Source organism: Natrinema sp. DC36, assembly GCF_020405225.1.
In the GTDB taxonomy this organism is placed as follows: domain Archaea; phylum Halobacteriota; class Halobacteria; order Halobacteriales; family Natrialbaceae; genus Natrinema.
In genome coordinates this window covers 1,969,204-1,989,598 of record NZ_CP084472.1, presented here as the reverse complement: position 1 = coordinate 1,989,598, position 20,395 = coordinate 1,969,204, and the positions used below count along the sequence as shown (strand labels likewise).

27 protein-coding genes are annotated in these 20,395 nt (G+C 60.6%); 14 read left to right on the top strand and 13 right to left on the bottom strand.

The annotated features are described in order from the left end of the window. The first annotated feature begins 220 nt into the window (after window positions 1–220). The 3 genes from LDH74_RS10445 (at window position 221) to LDH74_RS10435 (ending at window position 1,760) form a co-directional block, all read left to right on the top strand. Complete coding sequence (locus LDH74_RS10445; protein ID WP_226042438.1) at window positions 221–553, top strand: hypothetical protein; 333 nt, start codon at window positions 221–223, stop codon at window positions 551–553. A 50-nt stretch (window positions 554–603) separates the two neighbouring features. Beyond that, window positions 604–1,395: a helix-turn-helix domain-containing protein gene (locus LDH74_RS10440; protein ID WP_226042437.1), complete on the top strand. Its 792-nt coding sequence runs from the start codon at window positions 604–606 to the stop codon at window positions 1,393–1,395. 65 nt (window positions 1,396–1,460) lie between these two features. Further along, on the top strand, window positions 1,461–1,760 hold the full coding sequence (locus LDH74_RS10435; protein WP_226042436.1) for a HalOD1 output domain-containing protein: 300 nt from the start codon (window positions 1,461–1,463) through the stop codon (window positions 1,758–1,760). Between the two features lie 118 nt (window positions 1,761–1,878). Here the strand turns inward: LDH74_RS10435 and LDH74_RS10430 are convergent, their stop codons facing one another. The 4 genes from LDH74_RS10430 to LDH74_RS10415 all read right to left on the bottom strand — a co-directional run bounded on the left by LDH74_RS10430 (window position 1,879) and on the right by LDH74_RS10415 (window position 3,583). Next, window positions 1,879–2,337 carry a response regulator gene (locus tag LDH74_RS10430; protein WP_226042435.1) on the bottom strand — a complete coding sequence of 153 codons (459 nt, stop codon included), beginning with the start codon at window positions 2,335–2,337 and terminating at the stop codon, window positions 1,879–1,881. A 16-nt stretch (window positions 2,338–2,353) separates the two neighbouring features. Further along, window positions 2,354–2,626, bottom strand: a complete 273-nt coding sequence (locus tag LDH74_RS10425; protein WP_226042434.1) for a HalOD1 output domain-containing protein — start codon at window positions 2,624–2,626, stop codon at window positions 2,354–2,356. A gap of 79 nt (window positions 2,627–2,705) precedes the next feature. Beyond that, window positions 2,706–3,194 (bottom strand): Lrp/AsnC family transcriptional regulator, encoded by a 489-nt coding sequence (locus tag LDH74_RS10420; protein ID WP_226042433.1) that lies wholly within the window; start codon window positions 3,192–3,194, stop codon window positions 2,706–2,708. A gap of 194 nt (window positions 3,195–3,388) precedes the next feature. Beyond that, a complete protein-coding gene (locus LDH74_RS10415; RefSeq protein ID WP_226042432.1) occupies window positions 3,389–3,583 on the bottom strand; it encodes a hypothetical protein in 195 nt (64 codons plus the stop codon). A gap of 1,057 nt (window positions 3,584–4,640) precedes the next feature. On the opposite strand from LDH74_RS10415, the gene LDH74_RS10410 reads away from it, so the two are divergent. Continuing rightward, window positions 4,641–5,063, top strand: coding sequence for a VOC family protein (locus tag LDH74_RS10410; RefSeq protein WP_226042431.1), 423 nt, complete (start codon window positions 4,641–4,643; stop codon window positions 5,061–5,063). A gap of 399 nt (window positions 5,064–5,462) precedes the next feature. Here the strand turns inward: LDH74_RS10410 and LDH74_RS10405 are convergent, their stop codons facing one another. Both LDH74_RS10405 and LDH74_RS10400 read right to left on the bottom strand, forming a co-directional pair. Beyond that, window positions 5,463–6,143 carry a carbonic anhydrase gene (locus LDH74_RS10405; protein ID WP_226042430.1) on the bottom strand — a complete coding sequence of 227 codons (681 nt, stop codon included), beginning with the start codon at window positions 6,141–6,143 and terminating at the stop codon, window positions 5,463–5,465. 440 nt (window positions 6,144–6,583) lie between these two features. After that, window positions 6,584–7,909 (bottom strand): FAD-dependent oxidoreductase, encoded by a 1,326-nt coding sequence (locus LDH74_RS10400; protein ID WP_226042429.1) that lies wholly within the window; start codon window positions 7,907–7,909, stop codon window positions 6,584–6,586. Between the two features lie 397 nt (window positions 7,910–8,306). Here LDH74_RS10400 and LDH74_RS10395 point away from each other — a divergent pair, with 397 nt between their 5' ends. The 7 genes from LDH74_RS10395 to LDH74_RS10365 all read left to right on the top strand — a co-directional run bounded on the left by LDH74_RS10395 (window position 8,307) and on the right by LDH74_RS10365 (window position 13,697). Then, a complete protein-coding gene (locus LDH74_RS10395) occupies window positions 8,307–8,582 on the top strand; it encodes a winged helix-turn-helix domain-containing protein (RefSeq protein WP_226042428.1) in 276 nt (91 codons plus the stop codon). Between the two features lie 55 nt (window positions 8,583–8,637). After that, window positions 8,638–8,949 (top strand): hypothetical protein, encoded by a 312-nt coding sequence (locus LDH74_RS10390; protein WP_226042427.1) that lies wholly within the window; start codon window positions 8,638–8,640, stop codon window positions 8,947–8,949. 330 nt (window positions 8,950–9,279) lie between these two features. Beyond that, window positions 9,280–11,304, top strand: a complete 2,025-nt coding sequence (locus LDH74_RS10385) for a PGF-CTERM sorting domain-containing protein (protein ID WP_226042426.1) — start codon at window positions 9,280–9,282, stop codon at window positions 11,302–11,304. 95 nt (window positions 11,305–11,399) lie between these two features. Then, the gene (locus LDH74_RS10380; protein WP_226042425.1) at window positions 11,400–11,687 is read left to right on the top strand and encodes a DUF357 domain-containing protein; all 288 of its coding nucleotides are present in this window, start codon (window positions 11,400–11,402) and stop codon (window positions 11,685–11,687) included. 215 nt (window positions 11,688–11,902) lie between these two features. Then, window positions 11,903–12,886 (top strand): transcription initiation factor IIB, encoded by a 984-nt coding sequence (locus tag LDH74_RS10375; RefSeq protein WP_226042424.1) that lies wholly within the window; start codon window positions 11,903–11,905, stop codon window positions 12,884–12,886. 127 nt (window positions 12,887–13,013) lie between these two features. After that, window positions 13,014–13,193 (top strand): hypothetical protein, encoded by a 180-nt coding sequence (locus LDH74_RS10370; protein ID WP_226042423.1) that lies wholly within the window; start codon window positions 13,014–13,016, stop codon window positions 13,191–13,193. Between the two features lie 264 nt (window positions 13,194–13,457). Then, window positions 13,458–13,697, top strand: coding sequence for a UPF0058 family protein (locus LDH74_RS10365; protein WP_226042422.1), 240 nt, complete (start codon window positions 13,458–13,460; stop codon window positions 13,695–13,697). Between the two features lie 155 nt (window positions 13,698–13,852). Here LDH74_RS10365 and LDH74_RS10360 read toward each other — a convergent pair whose 3' ends face one another. After that, window positions 13,853–14,344 carry a DUF555 domain-containing protein gene (locus LDH74_RS10360; protein WP_226042421.1) on the bottom strand — a complete coding sequence of 164 codons (492 nt, stop codon included), beginning with the start codon at window positions 14,342–14,344 and terminating at the stop codon, window positions 13,853–13,855. 146 nt (window positions 14,345–14,490) lie between these two features. On the opposite strand from LDH74_RS10360, the gene LDH74_RS10355 reads away from it, so the two are divergent. After that, on the top strand, window positions 14,491–15,417 hold the full coding sequence (locus LDH74_RS10355; protein ID WP_226042420.1) for a DNA glycosylase: 927 nt from the start codon (window positions 14,491–14,493) through the stop codon (window positions 15,415–15,417). A gap of 60 nt (window positions 15,418–15,477) precedes the next feature. Then, a complete protein-coding gene (locus LDH74_RS10350) occupies window positions 15,478–15,801 on the top strand; it encodes a DUF3784 domain-containing protein (RefSeq protein WP_226042419.1) in 324 nt (107 codons plus the stop codon). Between the two features lie 40 nt (window positions 15,802–15,841). Here LDH74_RS10350 and LDH74_RS10345 read toward each other — a convergent pair whose 3' ends face one another. The 4 genes from LDH74_RS10345 to LDH74_RS10330 all read right to left on the bottom strand — a co-directional run bounded on the left by LDH74_RS10345 (window position 15,842) and on the right by LDH74_RS10330 (window position 17,329). Further along, a complete protein-coding gene (locus tag LDH74_RS10345; RefSeq protein ID WP_226042418.1) occupies window positions 15,842–16,090 on the bottom strand; it encodes a hypothetical protein in 249 nt (82 codons plus the stop codon). Next, window positions 16,090–16,257, bottom strand: coding sequence for a hypothetical protein (locus LDH74_RS10340; RefSeq protein ID WP_226042417.1), 168 nt, complete (start codon window positions 16,255–16,257; stop codon window positions 16,090–16,092). The genes LDH74_RS10345 and LDH74_RS10340 overlap by 1 nt, the downstream gene beginning before the upstream one ends. A 12-nt stretch (window positions 16,258–16,269) precedes the next feature. Further along, window positions 16,270–16,548: an acylphosphatase gene (locus tag LDH74_RS10335; RefSeq protein ID WP_226042416.1), complete on the bottom strand. Its 279-nt coding sequence runs from the start codon at window positions 16,546–16,548 to the stop codon at window positions 16,270–16,272. 91 nt (window positions 16,549–16,639) lie between these two features. After that, a complete protein-coding gene (locus LDH74_RS10330; protein ID WP_226042415.1) occupies window positions 16,640–17,329 on the bottom strand; it encodes a cob(I)yrinic acid a,c-diamide adenosyltransferase in 690 nt (229 codons plus the stop codon). A gap of 114 nt (window positions 17,330–17,443) precedes the next feature. Here LDH74_RS10330 and LDH74_RS10325 point away from each other — a divergent pair, with 114 nt between their 5' ends. Then, window positions 17,444–17,803 (top strand): helix-turn-helix domain-containing protein, encoded by a 360-nt coding sequence (locus LDH74_RS10325; protein ID WP_226042414.1) that lies wholly within the window; start codon window positions 17,444–17,446, stop codon window positions 17,801–17,803. 97 nt (window positions 17,804–17,900) lie between these two features. Here the strand turns inward: LDH74_RS10325 and LDH74_RS10320 are convergent, their stop codons facing one another. Continuing rightward, entirely contained in the window at window positions 17,901–19,121 is a 1,221-nt protein-coding gene (locus tag LDH74_RS10320; RefSeq protein ID WP_226042413.1) for an FAD-dependent oxidoreductase, read from the bottom strand. Between the two features lie 214 nt (window positions 19,122–19,335). Beyond that, window positions 19,336–20,355: a hypothetical protein gene (locus LDH74_RS10315; RefSeq protein ID WP_226042412.1), complete on the bottom strand. Its 1,020-nt coding sequence runs from the start codon at window positions 20,353–20,355 to the stop codon at window positions 19,336–19,338. Window positions 20,356–20,395: the final 40 nt, after the last annotated feature.

Sequence of the window (20,395 nt, the reverse complement as noted above, 5' to 3'; positions counted from 1 at the left end):
ATTATGTGAGTGAATGCGCTTTTCGTTCCGTTCGCACACGTACTTACCGAGTAGCGTGTCCGCGAATCCCGTCCTCGAGGTCAGTGGTCAGTACAGGGATGCGTGTATTACCAGCTTGTTCCGGTGTTACTATTCGAGCTTGCGTCTGTCCGAATGTGATGTTTCGAGTGAATGAGAGTGTTATCTGTGAGCCCCCTTGTTTTTGCTATGAGATCCGTCAATGAGCCAGGAAACCCAAACAGTCTCGACCGAAACAGCATTACGGGTAGTGGCAGATCCGTGTCGGCGATCAATCCTCTCCCAGTTGATCGACGGCGAGGAGACCGTGATTACGACGGATACCCTCGTTGATCGTATCAATCTCGAGAATCCACCTCCGGAGACCACTACAACTCACGCCGACCCCCTTCTTATCGACGTACACCATACACATCTCCTAAAACTGGAGGAGGCAAATTTGATCGAGTACGACCCGCGTACGAAAACGATTCGGTATACCTCGAACGAGCGCGTCGGGAGGGTGCTCCAATTCGTCACCGAAGAGCTGGAATAGGGGACTTGAGACGGTAGGGACTTTTTGTCCTCGAGAGGTCACTAGTTATCATGGTGAGTTTTGAGGAGGAGCAGGCCGAAGCCGAGGCGCTGGTGCGGTTGCAAGACCTTGGGCTGTCCCAGTACGAGGCTCAAACACTGATCAACCTCATACGGCTCGGGACGGGAACCGCACAGGACGTCACGCAAATCGGCGGTGTCCCTCGGACTCGCGTGTACGAATCGGCAGAGCGACTCCACGAATTGGGATTCATCGACATCCAGCACACGACGCCACGAAAGTTCACCGTGATCTCTAATGAAACGATCATCCGACTGCTCGCCACCAAACGCGAGAACACGATTACCGAACTCGCGGAGTGTCTCGAGGAGATCGGCCCCGCCCAGCCACAACGCGAAGAGTTCGGCGTCTGGACGGTCACTGGACGGGAGGCGGTGGCATCCCGCATTGAGGAGTTCATCGTCGACGCTGACGAGCAGATCGTCTACATGACTATCGACGACTTGCTCACCGACGAACACCTCGACAGGCTTCAGGCTGCCGCGGAGCGTGGCGCCGAGATTCACTTGGCGGGGATTTCCGACGAAGTCCAGGAACGTATCCAGGAATCGGTACCGGAAGCCGAACTGTTCGAGACCCTCTGGGAATGGGAGGAGACGCCCGCTGGAAGCCTGCTGATCACGGACGAAGAGACGGCGCTCGTGAGCGCGCGCGTGGACGATATCTCCACTGCCGAAGAAATCGAGGAGACGGCGATCTGGGGTGCCGGCGACCGAAACAGTCTCGTCGTCGTCCTTCGAGCGATTTTCACCTGGCGACTCGACGGGAACCAGCCGTCGTAAGGCTGCCCAATGGTTCATTCAGAAAATCACACTACACTCTTGTTTCTCGATCCCGTGCGAAGAGTATGGTCGCAGAACGAGACGGTACCGATCAATCTACCGATGCACGCGAGCCATTATTCCGCCGAACATACGATTGGTCAGATACAGCAGCGAGTATGGCCACGCTCACTGCCCTCGGAACACTCGAAAAGGTCGATCCGGTGGAACTCCCCGATGTTCTCGGTACCACACTGTACGACCACATCGATCCCGAAGCGATAGACACGCTTGTCGCTGGCGAAGAACGTGTTGACCTGTCGTTCCTGGTCGACGACTATCAGGTGCGAATCGACGGTGAGGAGCTGACGATTACTCGCCAGTGAGGTAGCTAACGATCTCCTCGCGATCAGTTCGCACATGTAGTGAGCAATCCGTCACCTTTCATTCGATCAGTACAGGGTAACTACTCAGCACAGATCAGACATCCGCAAAAGGTGAACATTACGGCGGAATTGGTGGGAGCCGTGCCTTCTCAACCCAAAACTGCTCAAAAGTATCTACAAGAGAACTGAACTCGGCAGGATCTGTTGGTTTTGTCAGATAGGCGTTAGCGCGGGTATCATAGCACCGCGCAATATCATCCTCAGCCTCTGAACTCGTGAGCATAAGCACAGGCAGTGGTTTGAGCCGGGGATCATCCCGAATCACCTCAAGGACTTCGCACCCATCTCGACCGGGCAGGTTCAAATCCAGCAGGATGAGATCGGGAAGCTCGTTATCTGCGGACTCACGTAAGAACTTCACAGCGTCGTCACCATTCGTGACGGACTGTAGGGCTATCTCTTGTTCGGCTGACTTGAATGCCTCCCGAGTGAGCCGAATGTCCCCGGGATTATCTTCGACAAGCAAAATGTCGATCTCGTCCTCAGTAGAGGACTGGTGGACAGTAGTGTTGTGCATGGGTGATGGCCGAGAATCAACTCTTGATACGCCCATGACCGTGATACTGCTTCTCGACGGCCACATACCCGTCAGAGAACACGCTGACCTCGCAACCGTTGTAGTTGAATGTAACTTTTCCAACGGTCAGGACATCGTCAAAAAGGCGGTCTAAGGCCTCGGGATCAATGGCATCGTACAATGGGGGCGTGAGTTCTACAGGCCGAACCCCTTCTGCTTCAGCAACTGCTTCAACCACAGCATGACTAACACACTTCTCGTCGGGTATTTCGGTCTGAATTTTGTTCACAACCCCTGTAGACCATCCACCTCCTTAAACATATAGCTTAATTGATAGTTTCCAGAAGGGCTTAAATAGGCTATGGAAATCAGCCAGTGTCGTCCTCGTTCGTAAATTCCTTTCCGAAGTGATTGTAGGGGAACGCTCGAATCCGCTTCAACAAATCCATGCGCTCGATATCGACGCCCAACTCGCTCATCTCACCGACACTCTTCTCAATTTCTTGCTTATTCTGCCCGACCAACTCAACCGAGAGGTTTGCGTTATTCGTTAGCAACTCACTGACACTCACCACACCAGGGACGCTAACGAGATCGTCAACGATCTCCTCTTGGTCATCAATTGGAATCGTCGCCATGATGAGTAAGTGATGGCCCATCCCCGTTTGCTCGTAGTCAACTGTTGGGTGATATCCCGTGATAACGCCGTTCTCTTCGAGCTTGGTGATGCGATTGGCGACCGTGCTGGACGAGACGCCGACCTGTTCCCCGATGGCGTTCGTCGTGTTATTTCTGGCATCTTCCTGCAAGAGATACAGGATACCTTTGTCAACCGAGTCAAGTTCTTCCGAGGCCATGGCCAAAGACCGTAATGGAGCCGCCATAAGTAGTCTTTTCACAAAGCAATTTGGTATCCGCGGATAGAAGTCAACGCTCAGTTCGCAGACGTAGTTACCGGAAACACTGTGTCCGAGAGTTTGCCAGGGTCGGACAAAAGATCGTGAATCAGCGGTAAGTACAGTCACAGCACATACCGCTCAGTACAGGTGTGCTACTGAACGTCTTTTAGATGGAGATACGAACCTTCCCTCGCAAGAATCCACTTTGTATGTAGCTCGTCGTCCGGTACATCCTCTGGGAATAATATACACTCGTTCGCTTCTTGTGAGTTCTCGACCACAACTTGATTGAGCCTAGAGCTGTTCGAAAGACCGCTTGCGGTGTCGTTTTTGGGTTCTTGGGTCATAGTACACTAATTCTATCTCCTACAGGAAAATGTTATATATACTGCAATGGCAGTTCCACAGTTATTACACACTGCTACTGCCTTCTGTAGTTCATTATTAGCAGCCATCTCTACTGAAGCTTAAGAGACAACGGCTCTTATGTCCCTAACATTTTCACCAACTCACAGTGTTTTGATTAACTGGGAGAATCAATCAACATTCAGTTTGCACGCGTAGTTGCCGTTCAGTACAGGTGAGGCAATTGTCGTGGCTACCGTCTTTTACTTAACACAGATTTGACTGATTCCGATGTTCGGTAGCCGTATCGAGTGAGCACTCCAGCCACATTACGATAGCTAAATGAGTTTCGTGATTGCCAATATAGGGTTTGAATATGCATGTTCTGGTGTTTATTGCTGGGTGTGGATTCTGACTGAGAACGACCGATTGCTGGTTACCTGTGAAGAGTGTGGATCAGCATACGCTGCACGGATTCTCAAGAACGAGAGAATTCGCCCAATTGGGCGAAGCTCCTGTTCCTGTGGTAGTGAGGAATTCCGAATCGTAAAATAAACAGTACTACCTCTACAGAGAGCATTGTTGTGCAGATATCTCCGTTTCGTCTGAGAGTGAATGAACTATTCAGTGGATAGCTGAGTTTCTACGGTTCACCCGTTCGGAAACCGGAAAAGTACACGTAACCGTGTAACGTGAGTTATAGACCTGAACAAGGTCGAACAGCGAGAGAGTAGGTAGTCGAAAACAGGTGCTTTAGGCTGTATCTGGGCCGCATAGATTTGATATTCTCTTCCGTTAGCTGTCTTCGTGATTCCCGGTCGATGAACCACGTTACAACTCTCCAATTTTTACGAAAGTGGCCTTGTTGAAACCCTTCGTCGCTGACATCCCAGAGAGGCATTCTACTGCACGTCCGTGGCCGAATCAGTGCGAACGACCACTATATAAAATCGCAAGACGTGAAGAGGGTTTCAACAGAGGCACGAAAGCCTATTTCACCACCCACCCATCTAGATACTGGTCAGCGGGTGGTTCTCAGCCCACGCTAGACCAGTAACTATGGAACCACGCATTACCGTCGTTACGTTGGGAGTCAGTGACTTAGAAAAATCCCTCACCTTTTACCGTGATGGCCTAGGTTGGCCAACGGAGGGAATCGTCGGAACAGAGTTTGAGGGGGGAGCAGTCGCCTTCTTCCCTCTGAGTAACGGCTTGCAACTTGCACTCTACCCTAAACATCAAATCGCGGAAGACGCAAGCGTCGATGAAACTGCGTCGAGTCCTGCGGAGTTCACTATCGGCCACAACGTCGCGTCAAAAGAAGAAGTCGATGACGCAATGCAGACGGCGGAAGAAGCCGGTGCGAAGATTACGGACTCGCCTCGTGACCGCGAATGGGGCGGGTATTCAGGTCACTTCCAAGACCCGGATGAACACCTGTGGGAAGTAGTCTGGAATCCGCAATTCGAGATTGGAGAATAGTCACTCACTCCGCCGACTCTTCCTCCGAAAGCGGCAAAGTAGACGAAATCTGTAACGTCCGTTTGAGACTTGAACAAAGTGAGCAGCGTGAGAGCAAGTAAGGTTCAAAACACACGCTTTAGACGTTCTATCCCTACGTAGGGGTTCACTTTCGCTTCTGAGGAGTTCTCCTCGTTCAGTCGGAGTCAGTGAGCAGCCGGTAGACCGGATACTCGTCCGCATTGAATGCGTTCGCTCGGTCAAAAGACGAGCGAAGGGAGTGTGAAACCGATACAGTACACGAAACAGCGTGAAGCGAGTCAGAGCCCTGAACGAGGTTGCGCAGCGGAAGTCCCGCTGAGGCAATCCGTTTTCGGCGAGTTCGACGCACGCCGGAGACCGTACTGACAGGTGTCCGTCTCAGTACTCCCAGCGGCGTTCGATCCGCGACTCGAGGTCCGGATGCTCCTCCCGGAGCGCGTCAACGTCGGTTTCGCCGTCGACGTTGATGACGTGGACCTCGCCGCGATTGCCCGAGTAGACGTCCTGAAAGTCGTAGACGACACCGATGACGTCGACTGTCGCCGGGATATCGTCGCTTTCAGCGAGGAACTCGACCTGTCGATCGACGTTGTACTCGACGAGTCGATTGATGGCCGCCGCTCGGTCGACGTCGTCGGGGAGGAGTTCGACGCCCGGCTCGAGGTGGGGCTTCAGGAGCTCGAGGCAGTGACTGATCCCGTCGGGTTCGGACAGGCCGTCGGTCAGCTCGTCGTAGGTCGCCGTCACGGCACCACAGCCCGTGTGGCCGACGACGACGACGGTCTCCGTGCCGGTGTGGGCGACCGGATAGAGGACGTCGCCGGAGACGACATCGCCCGCGTCTGTGCGCTGGACGACGCGATTGCCGATGTTGCCACACGTGAAGATCCGGCCCGGTTCGTCGTTGCCCCACATGTGGTCCTGGAGGACCCTCGAGTCGGAACAGCAGACGGTGACGACGTCCGGTTCCTGAGAGTCCTGCACGTCGTCGAACTTCGACTTGTGCGTTTCGGCGTGCTCGGCGTTGGCCTCGAGCAACTCGATGAATTCGCGATGCATGGGTAGCCGTAGGCGGGGTTCCGGTATAATTCCTAGTTTTCCTGTGATACTGGCGGGGTCTCCGATACCCTACTCGTGATCACCACGCGTGTTCCGCGGACCTGAAAAACACGATTCCTAACACGAGAGGTCGGGCCGCGCCCCAGTCGAGCGACGCGATTGACGGGGGTAGTATCGGGTTACCATCTCGGCATAATGCGTTTCTCGAGCGACTATCACTGGAGACGAACTATTTCGATCGGCCAAAACGCTCTTCTTCTCTTGCTACGGCTCCGTCGCCGTCGGGCGGTAGTACGTTTTTACATCTCGACAGGCGATTTCATCACGAATGAGGACTCGAGGACGCAGTCCGTCTGGAGCGAATCGAATTCCTGTTCGGCCGAGCGAGTTCCAAAATCAGGTGTGACAGAACTTGGACTCGCTCTCCCGCTCGAAGAAGCTCAGTCGTCAGCCGCCGCCGGCTCCGCTTCCTCGACGCTCGAGTCGGCTCGCTCGCGGTTCTCGAGGTACTCGTCGGCGTCGAGCGCGGCCTTCGATCCCATCCCCGCCGCAGTCACGGCCTGCTGGTAGTGGTAGTCGACGACGTCGCCGGCGCCGAAGATGCCCTCGACGTGGGTTGCGGTCTGGCCGCCGCCCTCGCCGCCTTTGGTTTTGAGATAGCCCTCGTCGTCCATCTCGACGCCGGTCTCGGTGAGGTAGTCGGTGTTGGGGGTGTGGCCGATGGCGAAGAAAACCGCGCCGACGTCGAACTCGAACTCCTCGGTTTCGGGGTCTTCGAGACGGTCGGTGGGATGGCCCTTGTCGTTTTCGACGAGCGTGACGTGGTCGACGCCCGCTTCCTGCGAGCCGTGGATCTCGGTCAGTTCGGTGTTTGTCATGATCTCGATCTCGCCGTCCTCGACCAACTCCGTGACGCGGTCGACCCAGTAGTCTTCCGCGCGGAACTCCTCGCGGCGGTGGGCGATGTAGACGGTGTCGGCGAACTTCGTGAGGAAGGTAGCTTCCTCCATGGCGGCGTCGCCGCCGCCGACGACGAGCATGTCCTCCCCGCGGAAGAACGCGCCGTCACAGGTCGCACACGTCGAGAGGCCGTAGCCCATGAGCTCGTCCTCGCCGGGGATGCCGAGGGTTCGAGCGCTGGCACCCGAAGCGGCGATGACGGCGTCGGCGGTGTAGACGTCGCCGTCCGCGAGTTCGACCCGGAAGGGGCGACTCGAGTCGTCGATCGTTTCGATGATGCCGTTTTTCAGCTCGGCACCGAACTGCGTGGCCTGCTCTTTCATGTTGTTGACCAGTTCCGGGCCGCCGATGCCGTCGGGGAAGCCGGGGTAGTTGGCGACGTCGGTGGTCAGCGTGAGCTGGCCGCCGGGTTCGTCGCCCTCGATGACCAGCGGCTCGTTGTTCGAGCGGCCGGCGTAGATCGCGGCGGTCAGCCCGGCGATGCCGGTCCCGGCGATGATCATCGTGCGGTGTTCGACGATGTCGCCGTCGCTCTCGTCGGCGATACCGAGCTTTTCGTCGAGTTCGCCGGTCTCGTTGAGCGCGCTGGTGTCGTCCCAACCGCCGATCAGTTCGTCGTCGATGAACACTTCGGGGGCGGTCTTGCGGCCGTCCGCGCGCTCGACCATTTCTTCGAACAGTTCGTCGTCACCGGTAACGTTGTACGTCTCGTACTCGACGCCCTTGCTGTCGAAGAGGTCTTTGGCCTTCTCACAGTACGGACAGTCCGTTTTGGTATATATCTCGACGCGTGGCTGGTCGCTCATGTCTCACGTTTCGGATAGAGTGCCTAAACCGCTTGTGCTCTCAGCAATCGATCCCGCTTACTGTGACATATCCTCGGTGCCGTCCGCCGTCGTCGCGCTGTCGACGAATCCGACGGTGACTGCCGTCTCGCGGTCGATTCTGTCCTCGAGCGCCGCCTGAAATGATTCCACGAGCTTGGACGTTGTGGTCCGCGGGTCGCTGGATGACGCCCGTGACGCCCGTCTCGTCGTTGAGCGGGCGAACGTGAGCAGAGATCGGAGACGGAGAGATATCGTTCGGAGAGCGGACGAATCAGTCCCTTGCTGGTGCGACGTATCATTTCACGTGACAGTCGACTAGCGGCTGTGCTTCCCCATACGTGATATTTTAAGACAGTCGGGTGAATCAGTCCCGACAATGGAGGCGGCCCTGTGGTACGTGCTGACCGGAACCCGCGGCGGCACGAACCGCGTACGCATCCTCGACGCGCTCGACGAGCAACCGCGAAACGCCAATCAGCTCGCGGAAGCCCTCGAGCTCGATTACAAGACGATTCGGCATCATCTTGACGTGCTCCTCGAGAACGATATCGTGACGAAAAGCGGCGACGATTACGGCGCGATTTATCTCCCGACGGATCGCACGCGCCGCCACTGGGAGACCGTCGAGCAGATAATCGAGAAGGTGGAGTAATTATGGACGAATTTGGGAAAGAGTATATCGCACCCCATTTCGAACGGAGGAATAGATGAGTACCTGGATTATCGTCGCGAAGGTTGCGACTGCCCTCAACGTCGTCTTGTTGCTCGGGCTCGGCTACATCTGGGGTCGCAACTACCTCACGTTCAGGTCGAAACACACGCTCGGCCTCCTCGTCTTCGCCCTGTTTCTGGTACTCGAGAACGGGCTCGTGTTGTACTATTATCTGATCGATCCGACCCTTTCGGCGTGGTGGCACGACGAGTCGCTGGTGCCGATGGTCGTCTGGCAGACCCAGATGGCGATCAACGTCGCCCAAACGGTCGGTCTGTCCTTCTTGCTGTGGATCACCCTTGACTGAGGGTTCTGCGACCGTCGTCCGGTTCGATTGCGCCTTCCAGCTCCGTTTGGCGGCGACTCTCGAGGGTCGCCTCCGGACTGCTATCTGACCGTCGGAACTACTGCGGAGAGTAGTCCATTTTACAACGAAGCGTAGTCCGTTCTGGGTGTTCTGCCGTGCACTGGTGAGTTCGCGTCCCGTCAGCTGCGACGCGATGGCGTTCTCGATGAGGTCGCTCGATCCGAGACTGGGGTTTCGGGTCGAATTTGGGCCTCAGTTTGGTCGGAGTCCCACGGGAGTGCGGTCGGAGTTCGGAAAATCCTTTTTTAAGTAACTGGGGCAGTGTGGGCCATGCGCCAATACAGCGCAGTACTGATGGGAACCATCGTTGTGGTTAGCGCGTTGCTAGCTGGAACGGCGGGTGCAGCCGGCGCCGCGAACGCGTCGGCCGCGACAGCACAGGAACACGACCAAGCGGCGGTTTCGTTCGACGCACAGACGTCGGGCGGTTCGACCGTCGTCGTCGACGAGGTAACGCTCCCCGAGGGCGGCTTCGTGACGATCCACGATAGCTCGCTGGGCGACGGTGAAACGCTCGGCAGCGTCGTCGGCTCGAGCGCGTATCTCGAGGCCGGCACGCACGAGGAGGTCACCGTGCAGCTAGAGAAACAGCTCTCGGACGACGACACGCTGTTCGCGATGCCACACCAGGACACCGACGAGGATCAGGTGTACTCGTTCGTCTCGAGCAACGGCGAGGCAGACGGGCCCTACACCGCCGACGGTGATATCGTGATGGCGAGCGCCGAGGTAACCGTCTCGGCCGACCTCGAGATGAGCGAGCAGCCGACGACCGGCGACGGCGTCGTCGTCGACCGCGTCGAGCTCGCGGAGGGCGGCTTCGTGACGGTCCACGACAGCACCATCGCGGACGGTGCGGTCTTCGAGAGCATCCGCGGCACGAGCGACTACCTCGAGGCCGGCGTCCACGAGAACGTCCGCGTTCACCTGAACGAGCCGCTCGAGGACGACGAGACGGTGTACCCGATGGCACACCGAGATTCGAACGACAATCAGCAGTACGACTTCCCCGCCAGTGAGGGAGCCGAGGACGGTCCGTACGCGAACGGGAACGGGGACCTGGTGATGGCTCCGACTAACGTCACGGTGAGCGAGGAGGCAACGGTCTCCGTCGAGGCGCAGTCGTCCGGTGGGAGCTCCGTGGTCGTGGACGAGGTCTTCGTTCCCGAGGGCGGGTTCGTGACGATGCACGACAGCACCATCGCGGACGGCGCGGTCTTCGAGAGCATCCGCGGGACGAGCGCGTATCTCGAGGCTGGACTCCACCGAGACGTCGTCGTCCACCTCGACGACGGCCTCGATGCGGACGACACGCTGTTCGGAATGGCACACCAGGATACGAACGACAACGAGAAGTATGACTTCCCCGCCAGCGAGGGCGCGGAGGACGGCCCGTACACCGTTGACGGCGACATCGTGATGGACGACGGTGACGTGACGGTTTCGGCTGCCGTCTCCGCCTCGGCGCAGGTCTCGGACGGAACCACGATGACGGTCGACCGAGTCGACCTTTCGGAGGGTGGCTTCGTGACGGTTCACGACGCGAGTCTCTTCGAGGGAGATGTCTTCGGCAGCGTCGTCGGCACGAGCGAGTACCTCGAAGCCGGCGCGCACGAGAACGTCGAGATCGCGCTCGACGAGCGCCTGACGGCCAGCCAGACGGTCGTTCCGATGGCACATCAGGATACGAACGACAACAACAAGTACGACTTCCCCGCCAGCGAGGGGGACGAAGACGGTCCGTACACCGCGAACGGTGAGGCCGTCGTCGACACGGCCAAGCTGACCGTTCCGGCGACCGTCGACGCGACCGACCAGCAAAGCGACGGCGGGACGATCACCGTCGATTCCGTGACGCTTCACGACGGTGGGTTCGTGACGGTTCACGACAGCACGCTCGCGGACGGCGCGGTCTTCGACAGCGTTCGCGGCACGAGCGCATACCTCGGTCCCGGCACGCACGAGGACGTCGAGATCACGCTGGACGATCCGTTGACGGCTGACGGCGACGTGTTCGCCATGGCGCATCTGGACACCGACGGCGACGAGGCGTACGGCTTCCTCGAGAGCGACGGCGCAGCGGACGGTCCCTACGCGACTGCTGGCAGACCGATCATGTCCGCCGCGAGCGTGACTGTCGACGGCGAGGACACGGATGGAGCGGACGGCGAACAGTCGATGGACGAGGAAGCGGAGAGCGAGGAGATGGACGACGACAGTGTTCCCGGCTTCGGGATCACCGCGGCGCTCGTCGCCCTCCTCGGTGCAGCAGCGATCGCCCGACGCAACGACTGAAACGACGCCGAGCGATTTCACTGTCGACCGGTTCCGTCGATCTTCGTCATCGACGGAGTCGACGCACTTACGGACTCGAGCGACGAGTCTCATCCATGGCTGCCGATCTCGAGGAGAAGACGAACCGGTACGGCGAGTTACTCGCGGAGGCGCTCGAGGCCGCGTCGATCGCGCCGCCGGACGGAACCCCGATGGCGGAAGCGGCCGCCGACTGCGACGAGATGGCAGCGTCATATCTCGAAGACGGGAACCACTTTCGGGAACAGGGTGATCTCGTCAACGCGCTGGCCTCGTTTTCCTACGGGCACGCGTGGCTCGATGCGGGGGCCCGCATCGGGTTGTTCGACGTACCGACGGAGGGGCACCTTTTCACCGTCGAGTAGCGGAATTCGCTCGACGCGCGGAACCTGTATCCCGCCCCGCCATCTAACACGATTAATAACTATGTAACCGGAACATATATACCAGTAATTGCGGTTAGTTTATAAAGTAGGCGAAATCTTTATATGGCTTACGCCCTAACTCTATGTTAGCTGCGGCGACCGGGTTTCTTCTGGTTATCCCACCCGGGAGCCCCGAGTAACCCACCCGATACACCATGACAGACACCAACATTCGAACCTATACGAACGACCGAGAGACCGAAACCGAAGAAGAGGAAACCATGGCGGTTTCCGACGAGCAAGAGCACTGTCCGGAGTGTGGCGGCCGACTGGTCTCGGACGACGAACACGCCGAGACCGTCTGTACGGACTGCGGCCTCGTCGTCGAGGAAGACGAGATCGATCGCGGCCCCGAATGGCGCGCATTCGATGCCAGCGAGAAGGACGAGAAGTCCCGCGTCGGCGCGCCGACGACGAACATGATGCACGATCAGGGGCTCTCGACGAACATCGGCTGGCAGGACAAGGACGCCTACGGCCGCGCGCTCTCGAGCCGCCAGCGCCAGAAGATGCAGCGCCTTCGCACTTGGAACGAGCGCTTCCGTACTCGCGACTCCAAGGAGCGCAACCTGAAGCAGGCGCTCGGCGAGATCGACCGGATGGCGAGCGCGCTCGGCCTCCCGGAGAACGTCCGCGAGACCGCGTCGGTCATCTACCGCCGCGCGCTCGAGGAGGACCTGCTTCCGGGTCGCTCGATCGAGGGTGTCGCAACCGCGTCGTTGTACGCGTCCGCCCGACAGGCCGGCACGCCGCGCAGCCTTGACGAGATCTCGGCCGTCTCCCGCGTCGAGAAGATGGAACTGACCCGCACGTACCGCTACATCATTCGGGAACTCGGCCTCGAGGTCAAGCCGGCCGACCCCGAACACTACGTGCCCCGGTTCGTCAGCGACCTCGATCTCTCCGACGAGACCGAGCGGATGGCCCGGGAGCTGCTCGAGTCGGCTCGTCAGGAGGGCGTCCACAGCGGCAAGTCGCCGGTCGGCCTCGCGGCCGCCTCGGTCTACGCCGCCGCCCTGTTGACCAACGAGAAGGTTACCCAGAACGAGGTCAGCGAGGTCGCCAGCATCTCCGAAGTCACCATCCGAAACCGCTACAAGGAGCTGCTCGAGGCGTCGGACACGGCCGCCCCCGCGTAAACCCGGAATCGACGACTGAAACGTCGTGTGACGGCTGTCATCTGTCGCGTCGTACCGACGCGGGTGGTGCGTTCGAGCGAGCGAGACTGCGACAACGTTTTTGATCCCTCGTGTGAACGTGTGTAACATGGATAAAACGACCGTCCAGCTGTTGTGCCCCGAATGTACGAAAGATTGGCAGGTTTCTCCGGACGAACTCCCGACGCCCACCGAAATGTTTCACTGTCCGAACTGTCACGCCTCCCATCGTACTGCCGAATTCATGCGGACGGATCGCGATCTCCAGACGTTGAAACAGCTCGGGTAGGTCGATCAAAACCGCATTTTCGCCGCCAGTGTTCCGGAGTAGGTACCTGTTACCGTTCAGTCTCTAGCCTTTCAGAAACTATAGCGAAAGCAGCTATTACACCCGTAAATACCGTTGTACCGTGCTCCCGTCGTTTGGGATCTCTCGCGTAGGCACCGCATTCGAATCGTTCCCGTCGATGACACACCACTCGGCCGATACGGGTCGCGTGTTAACGCAACTCAAGATAATAATATAACCCTGCAGTGGGTAGGAGAGGATGGTATGAAGAAGCAGGAGCTCATTCACCTTCACGGCCTTCTCGCGGAGGTATCCAATCAGTGTGCAGAGTGGGATAACTGTCAGATCGATCTCGGCGAGTACGAAGCCAAGGGGATTCGACCGACATCGATCCACAAATCGAAAACAGATCACAAAGCCGCCGTTTTTGCGCTTGCTGGGGGAATCACGATGAACATGCGGGAAGGTGAGCAGGAAGAAGCTGTCGCCGCAACTGCGGACTGAGATTCTCGTCGTATCCTTCGACCATCGACACCGTCGACTGGCGAGACTCGACGCATCGCTCTCTGCTCGAGGGTGAGGGTTTCGTCACCGACGAATAGCGGATCTGGTGGGTGAGCAATTCGGCAGCAAACGGGGACGAGCGACCGGTGTGATCGTTACTCGACCAGGTCCTCGAACTCGGGGAGGATTTCGTCGTCCGCGTCGTCCTTGGTGGTGTCGTCCTCGTCGGTGTCGCCAGCCGAATCCGTGGCTGTCGACTCGTCGGCGGAAGCGGTCGACTCTTCGTCGGCCGGTTCGTCCCCGTCCCCATCGTCCTCTAGAACCTCGATGTGCAGGACCTCGAGCGGGATGTTTTCGAGGAGCTGGCCGATTTCCTTTCGCGCGATTCGCGAGGCGTGTTCCTCGCGCTCGACGTTGAAGACGGTCATCTCCAACTCGAGCGCGACGAGCGCTTCGTCGGCCGCGATAAACGCGGGGGGAAGCTCCTCTCCCGATGGGGAGGTGCGCTCGCCCATGTTGATCTCGACGTAGTTCAGGTCAGGGTTCAACATCTCACCCGTCTTCGAGATGGCGATTCGGATCGCCTCGTCCGCCGTTTCGACGTCGAAGACCGGCACGGCAGCTTCGACCACAACCCTGCAATCCATACACAGACATTGCACCGCCTCCAGTAAGAAGGTTCGCCCCACGACGGGACTATCGCCGTGTGGCTGCCGGGCGTGGATCACAGACCGGGACGGCCCGAGCGTCGGTTCGAAAGGCAAAGGACCGGCGGGACCCAAGACGCGATCGAATGGAAACGGGGACGATCCCAATCGACGAACTCGCCGGCGGACTCGATCTGTACCGAACCCTCGAGAGCGGACAGAGCTACCTCTGGCGGCGCGACGACGGTGAGATGTACACCGATACGCCGGCTCCCGGCGCATGGTACTCGACGGTCGTCGGCTTGGACGCCGTATCCGGCGACTCGGATGCCGCCAACGGGTCCACTGGTGACGTGATCCGTGTCCGGATCCGCGACGGCGCCCTCGAGTGGGAGTCGACGATCCACGCCGAGCCGGTCGTCCGCCGGTTGTTGCGCCTGGACGACGACCTCGAGGCGATCGTCGCGGCCGGACCGGACGATCCGCTGCTCCGCGAGGCGTACGAGGCCCACCGCGGAATGCGACTGGTCGCGGATCCGCCCTTCGGCTGTCTGATCTCGTTTATCTGCTCGGCCCAGATGCGCGTCGGGCGGATTCACACCATGGTCTCGACGCTGGCCCGCGAGTACGGCGACGAAATCGATTTCGACGGCGAGACCTATCACGCGTTTCCGACGCCGGAACGGCTCGCGACCGCGACAGAAGCCGAACTCCGCGAGCTCGGACTGGGATACCGCGCTCCCTACGTCGTCCGGACCGCCGAGATGGTCGCCAGCGGCGAGGGCCATCCGGCCGAGGCGCGCGACCTTCCGTACGAGGACGCGCGGGAGTACCTGACGCGGTTCGTCGGCGTCGGCGACAAGGTGGCCGACTGCGTGCTCCTCTTCTCGCTGGACTTCGACGAGGCCGTCCCGCTCGACACCTGGATCAAGTCGGCGATCGAGGAGTACTATCCCGACTGCGACCGCGACTCGTATGCCGACACCTCGCGCGCCCTTCGCGAACGGTTCGGGGGCGAGTACGCGGGGTACGCCCAGACCTACGTCTTTCATCACCTCCGGACCGGCGCGTAGGGACGTTGCCGGCCGAGATACCCGGAACGATTTTTATGAATAGCTTGTCACTATTGCCGTATGGTGACAGGGTCAGTCGTCGGCCTCCTCGCATCGGCGGCGTTCACTGCGACGCTGGGAATCCTGATCAAGTATTTCGGTGCGGTTCGGCTGATCGCGGGCTACGACCCGAACCGCGTCGCAGACGAGGAAGGACTGGCGAATTTCATCGGAACCAACGCTCTGTACGTGGCGGCACTCGTTTTGCTCGTCGCGGTCGTCGAGTACACGGAGCCGTTCGACGGCGCCGAGGTGATATGGATCGCATTCGTCGTCGGTGTCGGACTCCTGACTACTCGGATGATCCGCGGCGCTCGCCGCTACGAAACCGCTGAGGGAGAGTGAGCGGAACTGCGCGCGACGAGCGGCGAGCGCCAGCCGCCGGCTACTCCTCGTAGTCCTCGCGGCCGGTAACGGCCCAGTAGGCCTGTGAAACCAGCGTGATCGCGAAGATGACGACAAGCCCTCCAGCGACCCAGATCGCTATTTGCTGGCCGAGCAGATGGTACGCCAGCGCGCTCGCACCGACGACGAACAGCACCGCACCGACGAGCAACTCGAGCAACTCCCGAACTGACGCGCGAGCGCTCGAGACGCTGAGATACTCTTCCTCGAAGCGATCGATGATGCCCATCAGCAGCACTCCTCGAGCGCCGTCTGGTTTCGCTTCAATGGGCGCGCTCGATAGCCGTCCTCGCTCTCGAAGTGAATGCCAGGTCGATGCCGTCCGGTCACTGGATGCGATAGAGACTCGAGGACGGTCCCATTGTCGCTTCGCCGCTCGATTTCCTCGATTGTCATCTCTCCCCCATTTCAGTAGCGGATCTCGAACACGTCTTCGCCCCGCGGCTCCTCGTAGTCGGCCTCGACGCGCTCGACATCGGCCGCGGGGCTGCCCTCGTGACACCACTCGATCATCGACCCGACCGCGGCCTCGGGGCCCTCGAAGACCGCCTCGACACGGCCGTCCTCGAGGTTTCGCACCCAGCCGTCGACACCCTCGTCGCGGGCCGTATCGCGCGTGTTTGCGCGGTAGTAGACGCCCTGTACGGTTCCGGAGACGAAGACGTGTGCGCGGGTTCGGTCTGTCATGTGCGAGTCATCGACCGCAACCGGCAAAAATCCGGGTCCGCTCGAGCAGCGGAGAGGCCTCACAGCAGCACTCGACGACCGCCGATTCCGTTCAGAACTCGGTTCCGCGTCGCGCCCGCTGCCCGTCGTCGATCGGGTGTTTCTCCTTTCGGACGTTCGTGATCAGGTCGGCGCGATCCGCCAGGTACGACGGCTCGGTGTGGCTACCCGACAGCACGAGTTCGAGGCCGTCCGGCTTCGCGTCGATAAGCTCGTGGACGTCCGTCTCGGAGAGCAGCCCGCGATCCGCGGCGTAGAGAACTTCGTCGAGGATCAGCATGTGGACGCCCGCTTCCGGCTCCGCGTCGAGGTCGATCGGCTCGTCGAGGTCGGTCGCTCCCGCCGCCTCGAGTAGCTCGTGAGCGCGCTCGAGGCCGGCCTGCGCTTCGGCCTCGTGGTCCGCCTCGTCGCTGCCGTCAGTCATCCCGTGCCAGCCGTAGTGGCCGAGGTTCTCGTAGCTCAGCCCGGGAAGTGCGGCGATCGCGTTGTACTCGCCGCGCACCGCGTCGACGCTCGAGGCCCCGCCCTTCATGAACTGGAGCATGTGGACGCGGTAGCCGTGGCCCGCGGCGCGCAGGCCCATCCCGAGCGTCGCGGTCGTCTTCCCTTTCCCGTCGCCCCACCAGACCTGGACGAGGCCGAACTCCTCGGGTGCGGCCGGCTCGATCCGCTCGGCTTCCGGCGTCCGCCCCTGCCCCGGGGTGTTCTCGATCTGCGAGTCCGATTTCCGGTCGTCGCTCATACGCGATCGGTCGAACCGAGCGTACATGTAGTTGGTCCACTCGGCGCGTGTCGATAGCGTGACACCCCTAACCAAACGTGTCTTTAGGCCTCGCTCCTAACCTGCGGTCAGCCAATGTCTCTCGAGTTCTCGTCGTCCGACGATGTGCCCGCCTTCGAGCGGGTGATCGCCGCGCTCGACGACGACTCCTGCCGAGAGATCATCGCAGTGCTCGAGAAGCCGATGACCATCCCCGATATCGCCGAGGCGACGGACCGTCCGCTCTCGACGACGTATCGCAAACTCGACGCGCTGACCGAAGCCGGGCTGGTCGACGAGACCGTCGGCGTCCGTCACGGCGGCCACCAGCGGTCACGGTACGTCGCCAACCTGGATCGGATCTCGATCGGACTCGACGACGGCAACGAGTTGTACGCCGATATTGATCGATCGACTGAAGTGAGCATCTGGTCCGACTCGCAACGGGAGTTCTGAACGCGTTACTTCGGGCGCTCCGCTCGCCGGGATCCTCGAGACCGGCGTCTCGGCTTCCCGTCCGCGAACGTGATCACTACCAACCGACGAGGTCCCACTATCGGCCGACGAGGTCAGCGTCCGTCGGCCCCTGCCCGTCGAATCGCCGGACGAACTCGTCGAGCCGCGCCGGGTCCGATGCGCCCGGGAGCCGCCGCTCCGCCGTCTCACAGTCGGCGTCGACCTCGAGCCGGTCACAGACGAGATCGGCGGTCGCCTCGGCCATCCGGCGGTACGTCGTCAGCTTCCCGCCGACGACGCTACAGCAGTTTTCGACGCCCTCGTCGGCGTGCTCGAGCAGGTGGAACCCCCTCGAGATGCCGCGACCGCCGCGAGCGGCCTCTTCGGGTTCGTACAGCGGGCGGACGCCCCACCACGTTCGAACGCGCTCGCTCTCGGCGACCGACGGGAGCATCGACGCGCACTCCTCGACCGTCCGTTCGATCTCCCAGTCGGCCCGCTCGTAGTCGTCCGGATCGTCGACCGGAACGCTCGTCGTCCCGAGGACGACCTCGCCGTCGTGCGGGAGGACGATGTCCCCGTCGTCGGGCTCGCGACAGCGATTTAGCACCGGCTCGAGGCCGGCGTATTCGACCGAGACCATGACGCCGCGGGTCGGTCGCATCGAGACGGAGACGCCGGCCATCTCCGCGACGCGTCCCGCGTGGGGTCCGGTCGCGTTCACGACGTATCGCGGCCGGAGCGTCTCGCTGGCGTCGCCGCCGAGTGTGACGGCCGTCACTTGCCCGTTCTCAACGGTCATCGACGTGACCGGTGCGTGCGTGCGGACTCGAGCGCCGTGCTCGCGGGCGTCGGCCGCGTTGGCGGCGACCAGCCGGGAGGGGACGACCACCGCGTCCGGGACCCGCATGGCCCGTTCGACGTCCGCGGCGAGTCCCGGGACTGCTTCGCGAGCGCTCTCCCCGTCGACGATCTCGGTCGGAATCCCCACGTCCTCGCAGGCCGCACGCTTGGCCTCGAAATAGGCCGGCTCGTCGTCGGCCAGTTGCACGAACAGCCCTCCCGTGTCCCGGATACAGTCGCCGGCGATGTTTCGGAGGATGCGGTTCTCCTCGAGGCACGCTCGCGCCTCCGGCCCGTCGGCCTCGGCGTAGCGAGCGCCGCTGTGGAGTAGGCCGTGCGACCGCCCCGAGGTTCCCGACGACAGTCCACCTCGCTCGGCGAGCGTAACGTCGACGCCTCGCAGCGCCAGGTCTCTGGCGATTCCCGTTCCGGTCGCACCGCCTCCGATGACGAGAACGTCCGTTCGATCGTCCATATTCGAACGACGCGCCCCGAACGGACGTACCTTTCACTGTTCGACGGACAGCAGGATCGGTTGCGACGGCCCAGATGCGGACGAAAAACGGATGGCAGCGGGCCGATATCGAAGCTGACCAGTGGTTGCTCGAGCTGTCTGCCGACTCGAGAGGCATCAGACGCGACCCGCATCGTCGGTTCTCCCTCGAAATACGGCGCTACAGCGGGTCTCCTCACCGGTATCCCAGTACCCGGAGCTTCTCCGTCACCGCCTCCTCATCCATTCGCGCGGACTCGATCGGCGCGTCCGCGACGATCCGTCGGCGATCGCCCGAGTCGACGACGTGCCATGGCACTCGTCGTAACTGCTCCGCCGCCAGGTACTCGAAGTGGCCGTACTTTCGGCTCGTGAAGGGGAGCAGCCGTTCGCCGAGCAGTTCGCCGTGATCGGCTGAGACGACGGACTTTCCGTCTAACTGTCGGATCAATCGATCGACGGATGGGAGGACGATCTCGAGGTTCTCGACGTACGCGCGACGCAGATCGGCGACGTCGATATCGAACTCGTCGCTCTCGATGATATCGTACAGTTGAACGTTCAACGCGCCGAAGCGGTCGCCTCGGCCGCCCCGCGAAAGCGACGAGAGATCGCCCTCGGCGGCGATCCGCTGGTAGATCTCGAGGCCGGTCTTACCGATGAGCGGGACGTGGGGCTGGAGGAAATGGACGATCAACCGCTTGTTCGGGTGTTTCTCGTGGGCCTCGAGCGCTCGCTCGACGACCGTTTCCGGATCGATCGCGTAACTGTCTTCCAGCAGGTCGGGATCCAAGACGTCGCTCGCGTCGACGGCTGACGACTCCGCGACCGGCTCCGGCGGTACCGGATAGATCGCGTGAAACACGTCGTCTCCGATATCCGCCGTGAAAGCGTTCCCGCTCACGTAGACGGTGTCGTGGTGCCGTTTCCCCGCGAAGTTCGCGTCGATCCACCCCGGGCTGCTCGAGCCGGCGGACAGCCGGGACTCGAGGGTCCCGTCGAGTCGATTCCGCGCGGCAAAGGCGTCGTACCGGCAGGCGTCGAGGACGATGAGCGTGTCCCAGTCTTCGGCCATGATATCGATGCCGCTCCCGTGACGAAGCTCGAAGACGGTTCGGTGGGCCGACCAGAGGTACTTGCAGAGTTCCGTCCAGACGAGTTCCGGGTTCCGGATCCCCCTGCGGACGCTCTGTATCGAATATTTTGTGAACGGCATTCCCACTCTAGAGCGTTGCTGAAAAGTCTCAAATAACGCC